Below are 16,109 nucleotides of genomic sequence, written 5' to 3' on the forward strand. Positions count from 1 at the left end.
GTGGAATATGACACTTGGGCCTACTGCCACTTACAATGCGATTATTTTAATTCTAGCTGATGGTTATGATACTCTATCGATAAGTTACAGGGGAATACCACATTTATTAAGGTTTATCGATGACTTTTCTAGCATCGCCTCAGCTTGCTTCGTGTAAGCTGACTTGGAAGCACACTACCACAGAGTTATTTTCATATTTTTCACACCAACCTTGGGCCATGTTACTTGACTCTGCCAATGCGAAGCATGTTGATGCTAAATACGACATCATTGTGTGCGATCCTGTTGCCACAATCATCACCGAAGCAAATAGGACTGAAGTCACCCATTTTAATGCTGCTAAAGTGAGTAAAGTGGTACACGTAGATATTGATCCATTTGATGTAATTAAATTAAGCCTTGCTCAATACTTTCCTCACTCATTAGCCAGTCCATATCCATTCTCTGGTGGGGCGATGGGATGTTTTAGTTATGATTTAGGCCGACAAATAGAAATATTACCTTCCATTGCACAAAAGGATATTGAATTAGCCGAAATGAATATCGGCTTGTATATGTGGGCGCTTATTTACGATTATCAATTGGCCTGTTGGACGTTAGTGCATTACCAAGGTCAGGATGCTCTGAATCATAAATTAGCCGAGCTTAACGCGTTAATCAAAAAACCTGTGACTCAAAAAGACTGCCCTTTTTCATTAACAAGTCACTGGTATAACCAGACTTGCCGTCAACAATACTTAGAAAAATTTAATAAAATACATCATTATCTGCACAGTGGTGATTGCTATCAGATTAATTTAACTCATCGATTTGAAGCTGATTACCATGGTGATGAATGGCTCGCTTATGTTGAGTTAAGTCAAATCAACAAAGCACCTTTTTCTGCTTTTATCAGACTCGATAATGCCGCCATTTTATCGATATCACCGGAACGTTTTATACAACTGCACGGCACCGATATTCAAACTAAACCCATTAAGGGAACACGCCCAAGGTTTAACGATCCCGTAGAAGATCAACGATCTGCAACCGCCCTCTTACATGCCCCAAAAGATCGCGCTGAAAACCTCATGATAGTCGACTTATTACGCAATGATATCGGAAAAGTGGCTCAAGCAGGATCTGTCGAGGTCCCAACACTGTTTAATATTGAAAGTTTCCCTGCTGTCCATCATCTCGTCAGTACAGTGACCGCTAAGCTCGACCCACAATACCAAGCCAGCGACCTATTAAAGGCCACATTCCCTGGCGGATCGATTACTGGCGCGCCTAAAATTCGTGCCATGGAAATCATTGAAGAGCTTGAACCTTCACGCCGTAGCCTATACTGTGGATCGATTGGCTACATAAGCCAAGATGGCAATATGGATACCAGTATCACCATTAGGACGTTAGTTACCCAATCAAACCGAATATATTGTTGGGCTGGTGGGGGGATTGTTGCTGACTCAATTGCAGAAGAAGAATATCAGGAAACCTATGATAAAGTGAGCAAAATTCTGCCTATTCTTAAAAACATGTCATCAAGAATAATGGAGGAGTAAGGTGAATTTATCGGAACTGAGAGTGAGGTATAATGTTCATCCTTTGGTGGAACAAGCGAGCTTGCCTATATCAACAGCATTACGCCAAGCAGCCGTATTAATTGCATTCACCCAAGTCGATAACCACACTCATGTCATTTTAACCCGCAGACCGATGCATCTGCGTAACCATCCTGGACAGGTCAGCTTCCCTGGTGGCAAAGTTGAGCAATGTGATCTTGATATCATCGCCACAGCATTGAGAGAAGCGGAAGAAGAAATAGCACTGAAAGTCACGAATGTAGAAATTTTAGGGCAATATCCAAAATATAAAACCTTCACTGGGTTCGAAATCACACCGGTACTGGGCATTGTCAAAAACAGTTTTGTACCTGTTCTTGATGAGGAAGAAGTGGCCGATTTTTTTACTGTCCCCTTAAGCTTTTTATTAAACCAGAATAACCGGCTACATTACCTCCATCATAGACAAGGTATCCCCTACACCATCCATTTCATTCCGTTTAAACAACACATTATTTGGGGAGCAACCGCAGCAATTATAGAACAATTATGTCAACAATTAACCCATGAATGAAGCCCTACACAAAAAACCGTAAATATAAGCCTGCTGCAACTGACACCATCAACAACAGTGGGATATTAACCCAATACCCCATTTTACTATGATGAGCAAAATAATAATTAAAAGCCAAACTAACCAAACTAATCGCCGCACATCCCCAGAGAATATACTCAAGTTGAATCGTGTACGTTTGATCCCACATTAAGCGCACTGGTGAGCCTTTACTGAAGAAATAGCCTACCTCCCTATCAGGTCTTGCCTTATCAAACACCAATAATGCATAGACGGCTAAAGACCATCCAACCACGGATAAAAATGACAATAGCAGCTGAAACATTCTCACTTTTTTCATATCGTTTCCCCTAAACTCAACTTGTTAAGTATAACAATATGCGCTTGGTCTGCATATTTCAGTCACTTACTCTGCATTAATAGGCCATAAAGAAAAGAGGTTTTTATCATAAAACCAAATTTTGTCTCTTTTTTTTACAACAAAGCATGATTACTCTTTTTAACACTTGAGAAAAGACGCCAGCAAGGTAATATAAGCGTCTGAATTTTTATAACACGTTCTCTGGAGAACTAAGCAGCAATGAGCATTACATCTGTCGCTTCTGTATTTAAAGGTGAATTTGCGATCGGTTCGCAAGTTACTGTTCGTGGTTGGGTAAGATCTCGCCGAGATTCTAAGGCTGGGATATCTTTTCTCGCCGTTTATGATGGTTCCTGCTTTGATCCTATTCAGGGTGTAGTGCCAAATAGTTTACCGAATTATGATGAAGAGATCTTAAAGCTAACGGCCGGTTGCTCTCTCGTTATGACTGGCGAAGTCGTTGACTCTCCAGGTAAAGGGCAAGCATTCGAACTTCAAGTGACTCATGTTGAAGTCGCAGGTTGGGTCGATAACCCTGAAACCTATCCAATGGCTGCTAAACGACACTCTATTGAGCACCTAAGAGAGCTTGCTCACTTACGCCCACGCACTAATATCATTGGGGCTGTGGCGCGAGTCAGAAACAGCTTATCTCAAGCCATTCACCGTTTCTACCATGAACAAGGTTATATTTGGGTATCGACGCCACTTATCACAGCGTCTGATTGTGAAGGTGCAGGCGAAATGTTCCGCGTATCGACGTTAGATCTGGAAAACCTTCCCCGTACGGATGAAGGCAAAGTAGACTACAGTGAAGATTTTTTCGGGAAAGAATCTTTTTTAACAGTCTCAGGCCAGCTTAACGCTGAAACTTATGCCTGTGCACTGTCAAAAGTCTATACATTCGGTCCCACTTTCCGTGCAGAAAACTCTAATACAAGTCGTCACTTGGCTGAATTTTGGATGGTTGAACCTGAAGTCGCATTTGCCGATCTTGATGATATAGCAGGTCTTGCTGAGCAGATGCTTAAATTCTGTTTTAAAGCCGTACTTGAAGAGCGTCGTGATGATTTAGAATTCTTTGCTCAACGCGTTGATAAGACCGTCATTGAGCGTCTTGAATCTTTTGTTGAAAGCGATTTTGCCCAAGTCAACTATACCGATGCCATTGAGATCCTCAAAGCATGCGATAAAAAGTTCGAATATCAGGTTGAATGGGGCATTGACTTGCATTCAGAACATGAACGCTATCTAGCTGAAGAACACTTTAAAGCTCCTGTGGTGGTCAAAAACTACCCTAAAGACATTAAAGCTTTCTATATGCGTCTCAATGACGATGGTAAAACTGTTGCCGCAATGGACGTACTTGCGCCTGGTATTGGTGAAATCATTGGTGGTGCACAGCGTGAAGAGCGTTTAGATGTTCTCGATGCTCGCCTCGAAGAAATGCAACTTAATAAAGAAGACTACTGGTGGTACCGTGATATGCGCCGTTACGGCACTGTCCCACACGCTGGATTTGGATTAGGTTTCGAACGTTTAGTATCGTATGTCACTGGTGTCTCTAACATCCGTGATGTGATCCCATTCCCTCGAGCGCCAAAATCAGCCAGTTTCTAACCATTAGACACTTCTCTCATAAAACGCCTTCACGGGCGTTTTTTTTCACTCAACAACCCACCACGGTGATTCGATTAATCTGCTACCTCAACGTGCTCATCTAAATGGGTAACCAATGTGCACTCTAAGCGTTCTAATATCCTGTAAATATTGGATATTTCATACATCACACCAAAATTATCATGTATATAAGCTTGTACATCACAGCCATGTAATGGATCTGCACTTTGGATTGCGAGACGGGATGTTATAAACCTAGACAATTGCTGTATTTGTTCATCATTTAACGCGGCTGGTCTCCCTGTGTGTTTTTTCGCCTTCAATCCCTCTAAACCTAAGGCTAAATAGCTTGTGATCCATTTATTCACACTTGTACGGCTTACTTTGAGATAATCTGCGATCTGGTATCGCGATTTCCCCTCTTGAAAATGAAGCAAAGCAAGTAACTTTAATTTCATTCGCGCATTGGTCTCTTTACGAATAAGTTGCATTAAGTTTTTAGTCTCACACATGCTAACAGCCATCACTCAGTTCTCCATATTTACCTTAAAATGTCGCTTTACAATGAATGTTCCACATCCATTACCACTCACACTTAATAACACTCTCAAACGATTGGTAGCACAAGATCACATCACACACCAGCAACTACCAAATAACATTACCTATACAAACCGATACCTATTATTGGATAAAATTGTTAATCCGCTGCGTAAAGTACAACTTAATGTGTAGTACATAACAACTACTTAGACAAATTTACCCCCTTTAAAGGGCAAATAAGACCCATTTATAACCAATTAAGGAGTATGACTCGATGTACTAATAATCATTCTCTTACATTTAACCGCACTAAGTACTGATGCCGCAATAGTTGATTTTTCAACCAGAAAGTCGGATACTAAAAGTTAACTATGGTAGTATGAAGAGGTATATATGAAGTTACCTGCCACTCCATCATCAAGTCTTAACAATCTTGAACGCCTGCAAGAAGAACGCAAAAATCAACTGGAAAAGCTATCAACAGGCTTTAAAATTAATCAAGCCTCAGACGATCCAGCCGGTCTTCAAATTGCCAATCGATTAACTTCCAGTATTCATGCCTCAAACACACGTGAAAAAAATGCCCAAGATCAACAAGGGATCATTAATACACAAGCAGGGCAATACGCCTCAATTACTGATAATCTGCTACGGGCAAGAGAATTAACCATACAGGCAGGTAACCCTTTAAATGATAAGCAGGCTATCCAAGCTGAACTTGATCAACTGACAGAAGAAATCAATGTGATCGCAGAAGATATCTTAGGGCAAAGTAATTTTATTGCTCCTTTAAATGCCAATAACACGAGTGCGTCGCAAACCATCATTGAAGAGGCCAATGTTGTCATCGATACCAATACCAGCGCAGCAGGAGCACAAAGTAATGCATTAGATAGTCAAATTAATCATTATCAAATTAGTAACATCAATCATCAAGCGGCTCGCTCTCGGATCCAAGATACCGATCACGCTCAATCATCTTCTGATTTACTCAGAACTGAACTTCAATTAAAAATCGCAGTTATTTTAAAAAGAGATGACGAGGATCGCAAAGGACTTCTTTTCAATCAATTTATTTAATTCCTTTTCATCATGATCTAAGCCTGATAGAACAAATGAACAATTGGCTTTATGACCCATCCATTGCTAAAGGTTTAAGTAATGCTAACCAATCGTCACCGGTCATTTCTGTGGCCGTTTGGGTTTCATGCTCATAAATACTTTGCGCCAAATTGAATTTAGATTCCTGTAATCTTTGTATCCGCTCTTCGACCGTATCTTTACAAATCAGTTTATACACAAAAACGGATTTATTCTGACCGATCCTGTAAGCCCTGTCGCTTGCTTGCTGCTCTGCTGCAGGGTTCCACCAAGGATCGGTGTGGATCACAACATCGGCAGCAGTTAAATTTAAGCCTGCTCCTCCCGCTTTTAAACTAATTAAAAAAATGGGCACTTCATGATCTTGAAAACGCTTCACTAAACTCGGTCTATCTCGACTTTTCCCCGTCAGCTCAACGTGATCAATAGATAATGTCTTTAATAACTCAGAAATAAGCGTTAACATACTGGTAAAAGATGAAAATATCAGTACCCGTCTCCCCTCTTCAATCATGTTGGGAAGTTTGGCAGCCAACCAATTCAATTTACCTGAATGAGTCACACCATCAGATCCGATAGCTTTATTTGGTGTTTTACCTCTTTGTTTATCCCCATTGTCAATTAACCTTTCACTGGGAGAGATCCTCCCCATTGATACACCCTCAATGGTTTTATTGATAATGAGATCTAATTTAAGTAATTCAGGATGACAACAAACCTGCCTTAACTTAAGCAGTGCATTAGTGAGCGCTAAGCGATTTCGTTTCATGCCTGAAAGAGAAATCGCTTTTCTCAGTTCATCAGACATTGTCAACCGGATAGTCTCATAAAAATCAGCTTGTACCTGAGTCAAATTAATGTACTCATTGATCACTGTTTTTGTAGGAAGCTCAGTCGCCACATCTGATTTCATTCTGCGTAACAAAAAAGGGCTGATCCTTTGTACCAAAGCATGCCGTTTTGTTTCATCGTCTTCTTTTTCTATCGGAATTTGATATAAGCGGTTAAATTGCGTTAAATTTCCTAGAAAACCTGGCATTAAAAAGTTAAACAACGACCATAATTCACCTAAGTGATTTTCCAGCGGTGTCCCTGTTAAACACAACTTGTGAGTCGATGTTAAACGACCCACAACGCTCGCAATTCGACTGCGAGCATTCTTAATATTTTGTGCTTCATCAAGCACCACCAAATGAAAATGCGTGTCAGCCCAAAATAAGGTATCTTGTTGCAAAGTACCGTAACTGCTAATGATCACATCAGCTTGATGGATCTGCTCTGCTTGTTTATGGCGCTTGCCTCCAGACCACTCCAGTATATTCAAATCGGGGGTAAAAACGTGCGCTTCATGTAACCAATTGGCTAATAAACTGGTGGGGGCAACAATCAAACATGGCTTGTTTAATCGACCACATTCTTTATCAATTAGGATACTAGCCAACGTTTGGATCGTTTTACCTAACCCCATATCATCGGCTAATATTCCAGAAAAACCTTGTTGTTTAAGGAATTGAAGCCAATTAAGCCCCTGTTTCTGATAGTCTCTCAGCTCAGCTTTGAGCCCTCTAGGGGGATGAACCACATGGGCTTTTACACCATATTTTTGTAAATAATTAAATACTTTTTCAGCTTTACTTTTCAACAAACGACTTCCCAACCACTGAAATTTATCCGCTGTTTTCACTGAAGATAACTCAGCAATTCTGGTCAACTGATGCATAGGTAAAGTGACTGTTTCTGTCGCCGACAAAGGACTCTTTTCATAGAGTTCGACTAATACAGCTAAAATGTTCTTAATTCTGGCTGCGGGTAACGCGAGTCTTTCACCACTATCAAGTTCCATTAATAGGGTGTCTTGATTATTAATATTGTCAACTAAACCTTGGCGTACAGCTTTCACTAGGTAAGGTAACAAGTTGATTTTTTTCCCGTTAACTTCGACACCAATCTCTAGATCAAACCAACTTTTATCACTGTCATGATTTGATACATCACCGTACCAATACGTTGGCTCTATCACTTCAAAGCGATTTTTAGGCTCATATTTCACTTCCCAACCAGCAAGTGATAATCGATGAAGTGCGATCACCTGCTCACTCAATTCTTGAGGTAAGACTCTCGTTCCTGTGGCGAAAGTCTCCCACACAGGCGATTCAAAAACCGACGTTAATAAGGGAAAATTAGCTAATTGTACATTGAGTTCAGCCATGTGCTTCATGACTTCTGGAGCATCATAGGCGCAAGAAAGCACCTCATCGACACTCATGCTAAGCCCATCCTGAACGAGGAAGAAATTCACGACTTCACATTCCTGCGTGGGGTTATCATGCCATGGGAATTCAATCTGATGCCGGCTAACTTTTAGCTCGGGCCACCAATCCTGTTCGAGATCAAACACTGGTTTATCGACTTCAACATCCAACGGACGCAGTATTAAGCTCATACTTGCTAAGTCTAGGTGTCCCCATTCTCCGAGCGCAACAAAAGCATTAAGGTCGATAAAATCATTGGGATAATGAGTCTCAATTTTAATCGCTGTGCCTGCACAGTCTTGCCAAAAGCAACGCTGAGTTGCACATAAGGTTTTAATAAGATTAAACGAAGTAAAATCAATAATGTCCAACGAAATAGCATCTTGTTGCGCCATTCTTTGACTATCATCTAATGCTAAAGAAAGTGCTTTTATGTGCGCGAACAAGAATAAATCTGCCTGAGTAACATATTTAGGCTTTGATGATTTAGTTGAAAAACCAAAACCTATATCCTGTTTAATCAAATAATTGCCATTTTTACTAAGATAACCTTTATGAGCGGTTAAATGTAATCCTTGCTCACCTAAAGATAACAGATAAACAATCCGATTTCGGACCATTTTAGGATAAGGATCAAATCTTTGATTAAATTCCGTTTTAAGTAGTCTTAAGGCCGTATCTGGGCGTTTTTTATCACCTGAATAAGCAGTGATCAAGTTTTGTTTAGCAATATGATCAATAGCAAGTGCGGCTAAATGCTCACAAGGCTCACCTTTACCACATGAACAATGACTGTGTTCTGAGCCAATGATAGGACCTGCAGTCCAATCGAGATAAGTGTAAATAGGAATACTGTTTAAAGGTGTTTGTTGTCGTCTTTGTTGGCTGTCAAGTCCGAACTCACCTGTAAGCTGCCAAGTCGTGTGATCACTGCGGATCAATTGTCCTGCAAACAAGCCTTGCATTGCGTTGAAAATGGTAGCTTGAGTAAAATATGCTGTTAGCTTGATCAATTAATTTGCCTTTAACTTACTGAGTTAATCGATCATATGTTATAGAAACACAGGTGATCACCACTAAACAGAAAGCAAGAATTATAGCACTGTTAACTCAGCACATCAGTTCTTTTAATCCAGATATAAATTAAAAAATAATCAAGCGCATCAAATATCTACTAAGAATTCCTATGACCGAACCTTCAACATGATTAAGCAAAACTCAGAGAGAGTTTCCCTTAATCATGGATAACGATAAGACTATTGGCGATCTTGAGTCGGGCCCGTTATTCTTTTCTCACCAGAAAACATGGCCGATATTATCCCAGGTTGATGCTTTCGTTCTGCGTGTATCACCGCGATCACATGGAGCAAAATTAACACCAGTAAAAAATAAACCGCATAAAGATGAACGGTTCCAGCAAAGCCTTTATAAGGTTTAATCTCATCCAGTTTATGTTTATTGACCCCAGTTTCATCATAAGGCTTAATGCTTACAGCATCGACACCATCTTCAGCAAGATAAGCTGCAACAGTATTGCCAAATGGCGGGTAATAAATATCTGTTCCTGCGCGAAATAGTCCCGTCATGAGAATAAGTGTTAAGGTCAACATGATAATCAACACCGCCAACTTGCCAACAGGGTTGTGCCCAACATATTGTGGATTTTCACCTCGCGCGAGTGCTGACTGATATGCCTTAATCGCACTCAAGTTAGGCATATTGTTTGTAAATCTCGCGAAATGATTACCGACAAATCCCCACACAATCCTCAACAATAAATTAGCAGCAAAAAAATAACCAATAATCACGTGTAATTCTTTTAACTTAATTTTGGCTTCGAGTCCATTGATCCCTAAATCTTTGCGAAACAGCATCAACAAGCCAACAAATACCAAACTCAGCACAAGCAACACATTGAGCCAGTGAAATAGACGACTCGTTTTATCCCAGACTCGGTATATTTTTGTCTCTGTAGCTAACATCATGGCTCCCTTATATTTATCAAAATGGTGAATAAGGCTACTCAGCAATCCGTTCTAGTCTCGCCATGTAAAACCCATCAAAACCTGAATCAGCAACGCTAATGGTGTCATCTTCTAATAACCTAAAATGTGTATTTTCAACTAAAAAGGCATCGATTTGATCGCGGTTCTCTTCAGGCATAATAGAGCAAGTGGCATAGACTAAAATCCCGCCCACTTTCACCATGCGACTATAACTGTGTAAAATATGCTTTTGTAATTCAACAAGCACTGGTAAACGCTCTGCCGTATCACGCCATTTAGCATCAGGGTTACGTTTAAGCACCCCAAGCCCAGAACACGGTACATCAAGCAATACCCTATCAGCACTCAATTTAAGGCGCTTAATGGTTTTACTGCTGGCAATAAGGCGTGTTTCAATATTACTGGCATTAGCACGGCGTGCACGCTGTTTAAGACTGTCTAATTTCCATTGTTCTACATCCATCGCAAGTAAACGACCTTTACCTTGCATCTGTGCGGCAATAGACAAGGTCTTGCCACCAGCACCGGCACAAGCATCAATGACTCGCATACCCGGTTTGGCATCGACGGCAGAAGCCACTAACTGCGAACCTGCATCTTGCTGCTCAAACCAGCCTTTTTTAAAACTTTCAGTACGAAATAATGCAGCATCAGACGTGACCTCTAGTGCTGTTTCTACCCCTTCAACTATTTGGGTTTGTACCTGCTCATTGCGCAGCTTTTTACCTAATTCGTCACGGGTGCATTTTAAGGTATTAGCGCGAATAAAACGCTTAGGTGGTAGAGTCAACGCAGCCCGTTCTTTTGGCCAATTATCCCCTAATTGCGCTTGACCCATGTCCTCTAGCCATTGAGGACAACCATCCCAAAGTGCCGCTTGTTTTTTAGCTTCTTCGAGACGGGTAACATATTCAGCTTCGCTAAGGGGTAACGAATACTCAAGTTTAGGGAGTTCAAGTCCATGAAACATATGCCATGCATTCATCAAACGCGTGCCCAAACGCGATATCTCATCGGGTTTCACATCAGACAAGAAACAGTACAAATTTAAACGCCGTAACATGTCCCCAGTAACCTTGGTGATCCGAGCCAGCTCTGAAGGGGCAAGCTGAAGACCTGAAAAATGGACTGAATACGCCCTATCTAAAGGCTTACCTTCAGATAACACCATATCTAAAATACTAATAACTAATTCTGTGGAGCTAGGGGACAGCGGAGAGTTAAGCATGATATTGCCTGTGGTAGATGCATAAAGGAAAACAGGCCGATCATAAGAGTTAACTCTGCAATACGCAAGACATCTCTCCTATTCTCGATAACCTCTAGGCTCACTCCCCCACTCAGCATCATTACCCGCTAACAATATCATTATTCATTCAAGGGATATGGCAGAAGGATAGCAATTTGAATCCCTCCTACTCACTCATTTCTGGACAAAAGTTGGTTTACTTGCTGGATAGCAAGTTGGAAATATATTTTTTGGGCTGACCGCATAGGCGCATATATCAATACAAAATATGTTCGAAAGCGCTTTGATTTTATCGACAATCCAGCCGCGACGATGCTCATAACTTTTACCAGTGAGCTTATCTTCCCCACATAGGTAGGCCCTTCTTACACAACGATTTATTATGTGATAAAACGGCGTTGATTCTGCATCAATGAGGGTTCTTCTAGCTGACGTCATGATCGTTATCCTGAACAATACGCAGTTGAGGTAACTTAAAGGCTAGTAGAGGATATGCTAAAGCACAAAAGATTTGGCTGTCCCGTCTTTCCGTCTTTCTTTAACAATACATTGCACTACAACATAGCCCGATTACAATAAGTAGCCTTTTCAAAATCACTAATGTTAATTGCTATATTAGGTATATCAGGAAACATAGTAACAAGTTTACTAACGACTTGTTGTGACAGGTTAGCTTTTTGCTCAGTTGTGCGCCCTTGTATTATATGAGCAAAGACATGGATAAAGTTTTCACGTTTATTACCCACAGAGTATTTTTGAAACGGATTCATTCTTACTTTTATATCGCCCTCATCGAATAGCCCTGTTGAGTTAGCTACAAGATGGATTTGTTCGATAATAAATTCTTCGTCGTGGGATTTGAGGACACTTTCAGAGCAGTCCATTACAAAGTGTGGCATTAATTCTCCTAATTACGATTTGTATTGCATCGTGGTAGAGCGGGCCATTGCTGATCCGACCCCACACAGATCCGGACGTGCGGAACTACCGCATCCGGCTCTTCAGTTATATATTCACTCGTGTAAAACACGACCCTAGTACCAATCAATCAGCACTAAACGCTTGCTGACCTTTGGACTCTCAATTCTAAAATACTCTAACATCTTCTTGAAATTACTGCAGTTATAACTTCTCCGTCTACTACGCCTATTCAACCATTTGCGCAAAAAATCATTAAAAGTCATAGCCAACCATTGCTAATCATTACTGCTATTGCTTAACTTATTAAACTGATTACTTATTGGGGGCAAGAACATAGCTAACATAATTGCCCCATTTGTCATACTGGCGATTTCCCACAAAACATGTTCCCAAGCATAAGATATAATTGGCCCAGTAAATAATGAAACAAGTGATACTAACACCGCACTCCCTAGATAAAGCCAGCGCGCCCAGTTTCGAAACAATAACACCCCAATGAACGAAACAACTATAAGAGAGAGTAGTCCAAACATAGCAACGGCTACAATAGCGGGATAAGACTCAAAATAAATGTACCAATCAACTGTTTCTGGTAACAATTGCCACGCAGAATCTAAAGCACCATCATCGAAAAAATATAGGGCTACGCAAATAGCGATCTCAAAAATAAAAAGCCCAATTACGGCTAACCTGAATACGACTCGATTGTTCATTACTTCCCTTTAAGTTCAACATCTTGTTGCTACATGACAAAATAGTTGCTTAAAATAAGCGACGAAAGAGTAAAAAACAACTGCTTTTTATCATTATTTAACTGCTCATTGTGTCGTATTCCACTCATTTAGACTTTTGTTGGTGCACAACTGACAAGGCCATATATGGACGCTCCCGGTTAGTCAAGCTAATACCTGCCTAACCAAGGTATTTTTAACCTCAGTTATCTACTTTCCTGCTACTAATCTCGTTGTCATTTGATGTGACTCTTTTCCGCTAAAAGCGGTTGTACTGCCATATATACGGGCTTAACAAGTCTTTTTTAAAAGGAAATGCGCCCCAAATGAAATCCGTACCCTTGCGCCTGTTAAAATTTAAACACCCATACGGATTATGTTTACTGCATATCCTTGGCCTGTTCTGGCTGACATTGGTTGGACTGAGCCATTACTTCATCGTTTACCACAACCTTGATTAGTTTTTAATGTGCTACCTTGCCGCTCTTATCACCCAGACGGGCTAAAAACCCTTGGCCTGACCGAGCTTGGCAAGATAGCTACAACACTTTTAACATGTGCCATGATAGCCACCATATTGAGCCTCATATGGGCTCTGTTTTTGAAGTAAAATCCATATCAGTCTTGCCAAACGATGTGCTGTTGCCACAACGGTACAGCATATGCTTTTTCGACCCCTCAGCTGATTTATCCACATGTTTAAATCATCTTGTTTTTTACTCGCATGACTGACGACTGTCCTTGCTCCATGGATCAATTGTTTACGTAAATAGCAATTACCTCTCTTGCTGATCTTACCGTTGACACTCTTATTACCTGAAGCAAATTGTTTCGGGGTTAACCCTAGCCACACTGCGAGCTCTTTTGGGCTGTTAAAGGCTTGGCCACCACCAATTGAGGCTGCAAATGCCGAAGCGATGATTGGCCCAACACCAGGGATTGTTAATAAAATTCTCCCATTAGGATCTCGCTTAACAATTTGCTTTATCAATGAGTTAATTCGATCAAGGCGCTGGTTGAGCGTTTGATATTCATCCCAAAAGTCATTGGCCATTAATTTTATCATTGGTCGCTGATGCTCATCACTCATAATTTCCCACATGGCTCTTTCAAATGCGCTGTAGCCTTGAGGAAAACTGAGGCCAAAATCAACAAATACACCTCGAACTTGGTTAGTACAGGCCGTTTTTTGTTTAACAAGGCGCTCTCTGATCCGGTGAAGCATTAATACTTCTTGCTGTTCCTCCGTTTTCACAGGTACAAAACGGATGTGAGGTCTGAAACTCGCTTCAAAAATAGCTAATACATCGTTTTTATCGTTCTTATTACCTCGAACAAATGGGGTCACATGTTGTGCTGGTATTAATTTAACGTTGTGCCCCATGGCAAGGAATTTCCGCCCCCAATAATGAGCTGAATAGCACGCTTCAAATATGACATCGCAAGCGGGTTGCTGCAGCATGAACTCAGCCAGTTGGGCTCGATTAAGCCGTTTATTGAAGACTGACTTTGCATGCTCATCCATACCAAGTACTTGGAAGACATTCTTTGCAAGATCGATAGCAATAGTGGTAACTTTCATAGTGGACGCTCCTTAATGTAACTGAATGGTGAAACATCAGTTTGGCGCATTGACGCCGAATTAGGGAGCGTCCATCTAATCACCCATAGTTAAAATAATAGTTAAAACAAGATAAATTTACGGCGTTGTTGCTCAAATCTCGACTCTAAACGCAGCAACCCAAGGTGTTTCACCCAATTAGGCAGCGTGTTTCCTAACTGGCATTCCTAACCCTATGACTTTATTCATTGCTTTAACACCCGCTAACGCTTCACCTACCTGAGCGTTATAATTCCGAAGACTCAGTTTTGGACTAATTAACTGTTTATATCGATACATCGCTGTTTCTGATAGTGATCTCTGATGATAATCATTATCCTGTTTCCATTGCGCTAATTGGTTAGCCTTGAGTGCTTTTACTGCTTCATTTCTGGGGTGACCATCCTCCCAATATCCAGCATGACTTCTCGGAGGGATAGTTGGCTTGCATCCTTTGCGCTGAAGTAGTTTATGACATGCCTTAGTGTCATAGGCACCATCAGCTGAGACTTGAGTTATATTTCTTCTTAATGGGTTAAGTAATGTGGGAAATACTTCATTATCGGCAACGTTAACTAAGCTTATTTCAGCTGACACAATTTCATGGGTATTACTATCCACTGCAAGGTGTAGCTTTCGCCAAGTACGGCGTTTTTCTTTACCATGCTTACGCGTTTTCCATTCTCCTTCGCCATAAACTTTCAGACCTGTTGAATCAATCACAACATGTGCCGCAGAGCCACGACTCGGTGCTCGATAGTTGATCTCAACAGTCTTAGCTCTTTTGCTTATACAGCTATAACTTGGTGAGGTCAGTGGCACATCCATAAGTTGAAATACAGAGTTGGTGAATCCTTCAAGTGCTCGTAATGACAAGTTAAAAACGCCTTTCACAACGAGTGCTGTTTCAATAGCAACATCAGAGTAAGTGAACCCTCGACCACGACGCCCGTGGTGTTCACAACAATACCAAGACTTAATTGCTTGCTCATCAATCCAGAAAGTGAGTGAGCCTCGATTAATCAACGCCTTATTGTACTGAGACCAATTGGTTATTTTATGTTTAGATTTTCCCACTTTTCAGCTTCCGTATAGCTATCTTTAGGGATCAGATCACGCTAACGGCAAAAGGTTCCCTCGATTTAGGAAACAAGGCTTAAATTTACCCTTTATAACCTACAATATTCCCGAGCAAGGTAATAGTTAAAATATTGATTTTAAAATATATTTACTGTTACCATTACTTGGTCGCTGCAATTGTACTAAGTGGACACCTATAATATTTTTAACATATCCTTGTGGTTAGAATATGTCCATCAGTCTTATGGACTGTCTTAAGGTTCTTGTGTCAGGATGGTTAGATAATAGTGCTAGGTAAATCACCAATAAAGCTCAATCGAAGAAACACCTTTGCTTGAAATAACGGGGTAGATACGGCTGTGGTCGTTGATTACATGAATGCTAGAAAGCAAAAAAGCCATTGATTATCAATGGCTTTTTTTTAGAATGTGGCGGAGGGATAGGGATTTGAACCCTAGACGGGCTATAAACCCGTGCCGGTTTTCAAGACCGGTGCATTCGACCACTCTGCCATCCCTCCGAACGAC

General features: G+C 40.8%; 13 protein-coding genes, 1 tRNA gene and 1 pseudogene. 4 read left to right on the forward strand and 11 right to left on the reverse strand.

Translation table 11 applies throughout. The features are described from left to right. Window positions 1-119: 119 nt before the first annotated feature. Both pabB and HQQ94_RS12935 read left to right on the forward strand, forming a co-directional pair. Window positions 120-1,544 carry an aminodeoxychorismate synthase component I gene (gene pabB, locus HQQ94_RS12930; protein ID WP_173294812.1) on the forward strand — a complete coding sequence of 475 codons (1,425 nt, stop codon included), beginning with the start codon at window positions 120-122 and terminating at the stop codon, window positions 1,542-1,544. 1 nt (window position 1,545) lies between these two features. After that, complete coding sequence (locus HQQ94_RS12935; RefSeq protein ID WP_173294813.1) at window positions 1,546-2,118, forward strand: CoA pyrophosphatase; 573 nt, start codon at window positions 1,546-1,548, stop codon at window positions 2,116-2,118. Window positions 2,119-2,122: 4 nt separating this feature from the next. Here the strand turns inward: HQQ94_RS12935 and HQQ94_RS12940 are convergent, their stop codons facing one another. Further along, entirely contained in the window at window positions 2,123-2,458 is a 336-nt protein-coding gene (locus HQQ94_RS12940) for a hypothetical protein (RefSeq protein ID WP_173294814.1), read from the reverse strand. A 240-nt stretch (window positions 2,459-2,698) separates the two neighbouring features. On the opposite strand from HQQ94_RS12940, the gene asnS reads away from it, so the two are divergent. After that, the gene (asnS, locus tag HQQ94_RS12945; RefSeq protein ID WP_173294815.1) at window positions 2,699-4,099 is read left to right on the forward strand and encodes an asparagine--tRNA ligase; all 1,401 of its coding nucleotides are present in this window, start codon (window positions 2,699-2,701) and stop codon (window positions 4,097-4,099) included. Window positions 4,100-4,173: 74 nt separating this feature from the next. On the opposite strand, the gene HQQ94_RS12950 is transcribed toward asnS, so the two are convergent. Further along, complete coding sequence (locus HQQ94_RS12950) at window positions 4,174-4,623, reverse strand: helix-turn-helix domain-containing protein (RefSeq protein WP_173294816.1); 450 nt, start codon at window positions 4,621-4,623, stop codon at window positions 4,174-4,176. A gap of 412 nt (window positions 4,624-5,035) precedes the next feature. Between HQQ94_RS12950 and HQQ94_RS12955 the strand changes: the two genes are divergently transcribed. Next, window positions 5,036-5,722, forward strand: a complete 687-nt coding sequence (locus HQQ94_RS12955) for a flagellin (protein WP_173294817.1) — start codon at window positions 5,036-5,038, stop codon at window positions 5,720-5,722. Between the two features lie 49 nt (window positions 5,723-5,771). Here the strand turns inward: HQQ94_RS12955 and HQQ94_RS12960 are convergent, their stop codons facing one another. From HQQ94_RS12960 to HQQ94_RS13000, 9 genes and pseudogenes are all read right to left on the reverse strand, one after another. Next, entirely contained in the window at window positions 5,772-9,008 is a 3,237-nt protein-coding gene (locus HQQ94_RS12960; RefSeq protein ID WP_254304055.1) for a DEAD/DEAH box helicase, read from the reverse strand. A gap of 243 nt (window positions 9,009-9,251) precedes the next feature. After that, the gene (locus HQQ94_RS12965; protein ID WP_173294818.1) at window positions 9,252-9,980 is read right to left on the reverse strand and encodes a cytochrome b/b6 domain-containing protein; all 729 of its coding nucleotides are present in this window, start codon (window positions 9,978-9,980) and stop codon (window positions 9,252-9,254) included. Between the two features lie 34 nt (window positions 9,981-10,014). Next, window positions 10,015-11,229 carry an RsmB/NOP family class I SAM-dependent RNA methyltransferase gene (locus HQQ94_RS12970; protein WP_173294819.1) on the reverse strand — a complete coding sequence of 405 codons (1,215 nt, stop codon included), beginning with the start codon at window positions 11,227-11,229 and terminating at the stop codon, window positions 10,015-10,017. A gap of 258 nt (window positions 11,230-11,487) precedes the next feature. Continuing rightward, window positions 11,488-11,688: pseudogene (locus HQQ94_RS12975) on the reverse strand (alpha-amylase family glycosyl hydrolase); the annotation flags it as partial. 116 nt (window positions 11,689-11,804) lie between these two features. Then, entirely contained in the window at window positions 11,805-12,149 is a 345-nt protein-coding gene (locus tag HQQ94_RS12980; RefSeq protein ID WP_173294820.1) for a 5-carboxymethyl-2-hydroxymuconate Delta-isomerase, read from the reverse strand. A gap of 297 nt (window positions 12,150-12,446) precedes the next feature. Then, window positions 12,447-12,884, reverse strand: a complete 438-nt coding sequence (locus HQQ94_RS12985; RefSeq protein WP_173294821.1) for a hypothetical protein — start codon at window positions 12,882-12,884, stop codon at window positions 12,447-12,449. A gap of 568 nt (window positions 12,885-13,452) precedes the next feature. Beyond that, window positions 13,453-14,484, reverse strand: coding sequence for an IS110 family transposase (locus HQQ94_RS12990; RefSeq protein WP_173293618.1), 1,032 nt, complete (start codon window positions 14,482-14,484; stop codon window positions 13,453-13,455). Window positions 14,485-14,661: 177 nt separating this feature from the next. Continuing rightward, a complete protein-coding gene (locus HQQ94_RS12995) occupies window positions 14,662-15,579 on the reverse strand; it encodes an IS5 family transposase (protein WP_173294822.1) in 918 nt (305 codons plus the stop codon). Window positions 15,580-16,011: 432 nt separating this feature from the next. Further along, window positions 16,012-16,102 (reverse strand) — tRNA-Ser (locus tag HQQ94_RS13000). Window positions 16,103-16,109: the final 7 nt, after the last annotated feature.

This window comes from Shewanella sp. VB17, assembly GCF_013248905.1.
Lineage (GTDB): Bacteria > Pseudomonadota > Gammaproteobacteria > Enterobacterales > Shewanellaceae > Shewanella.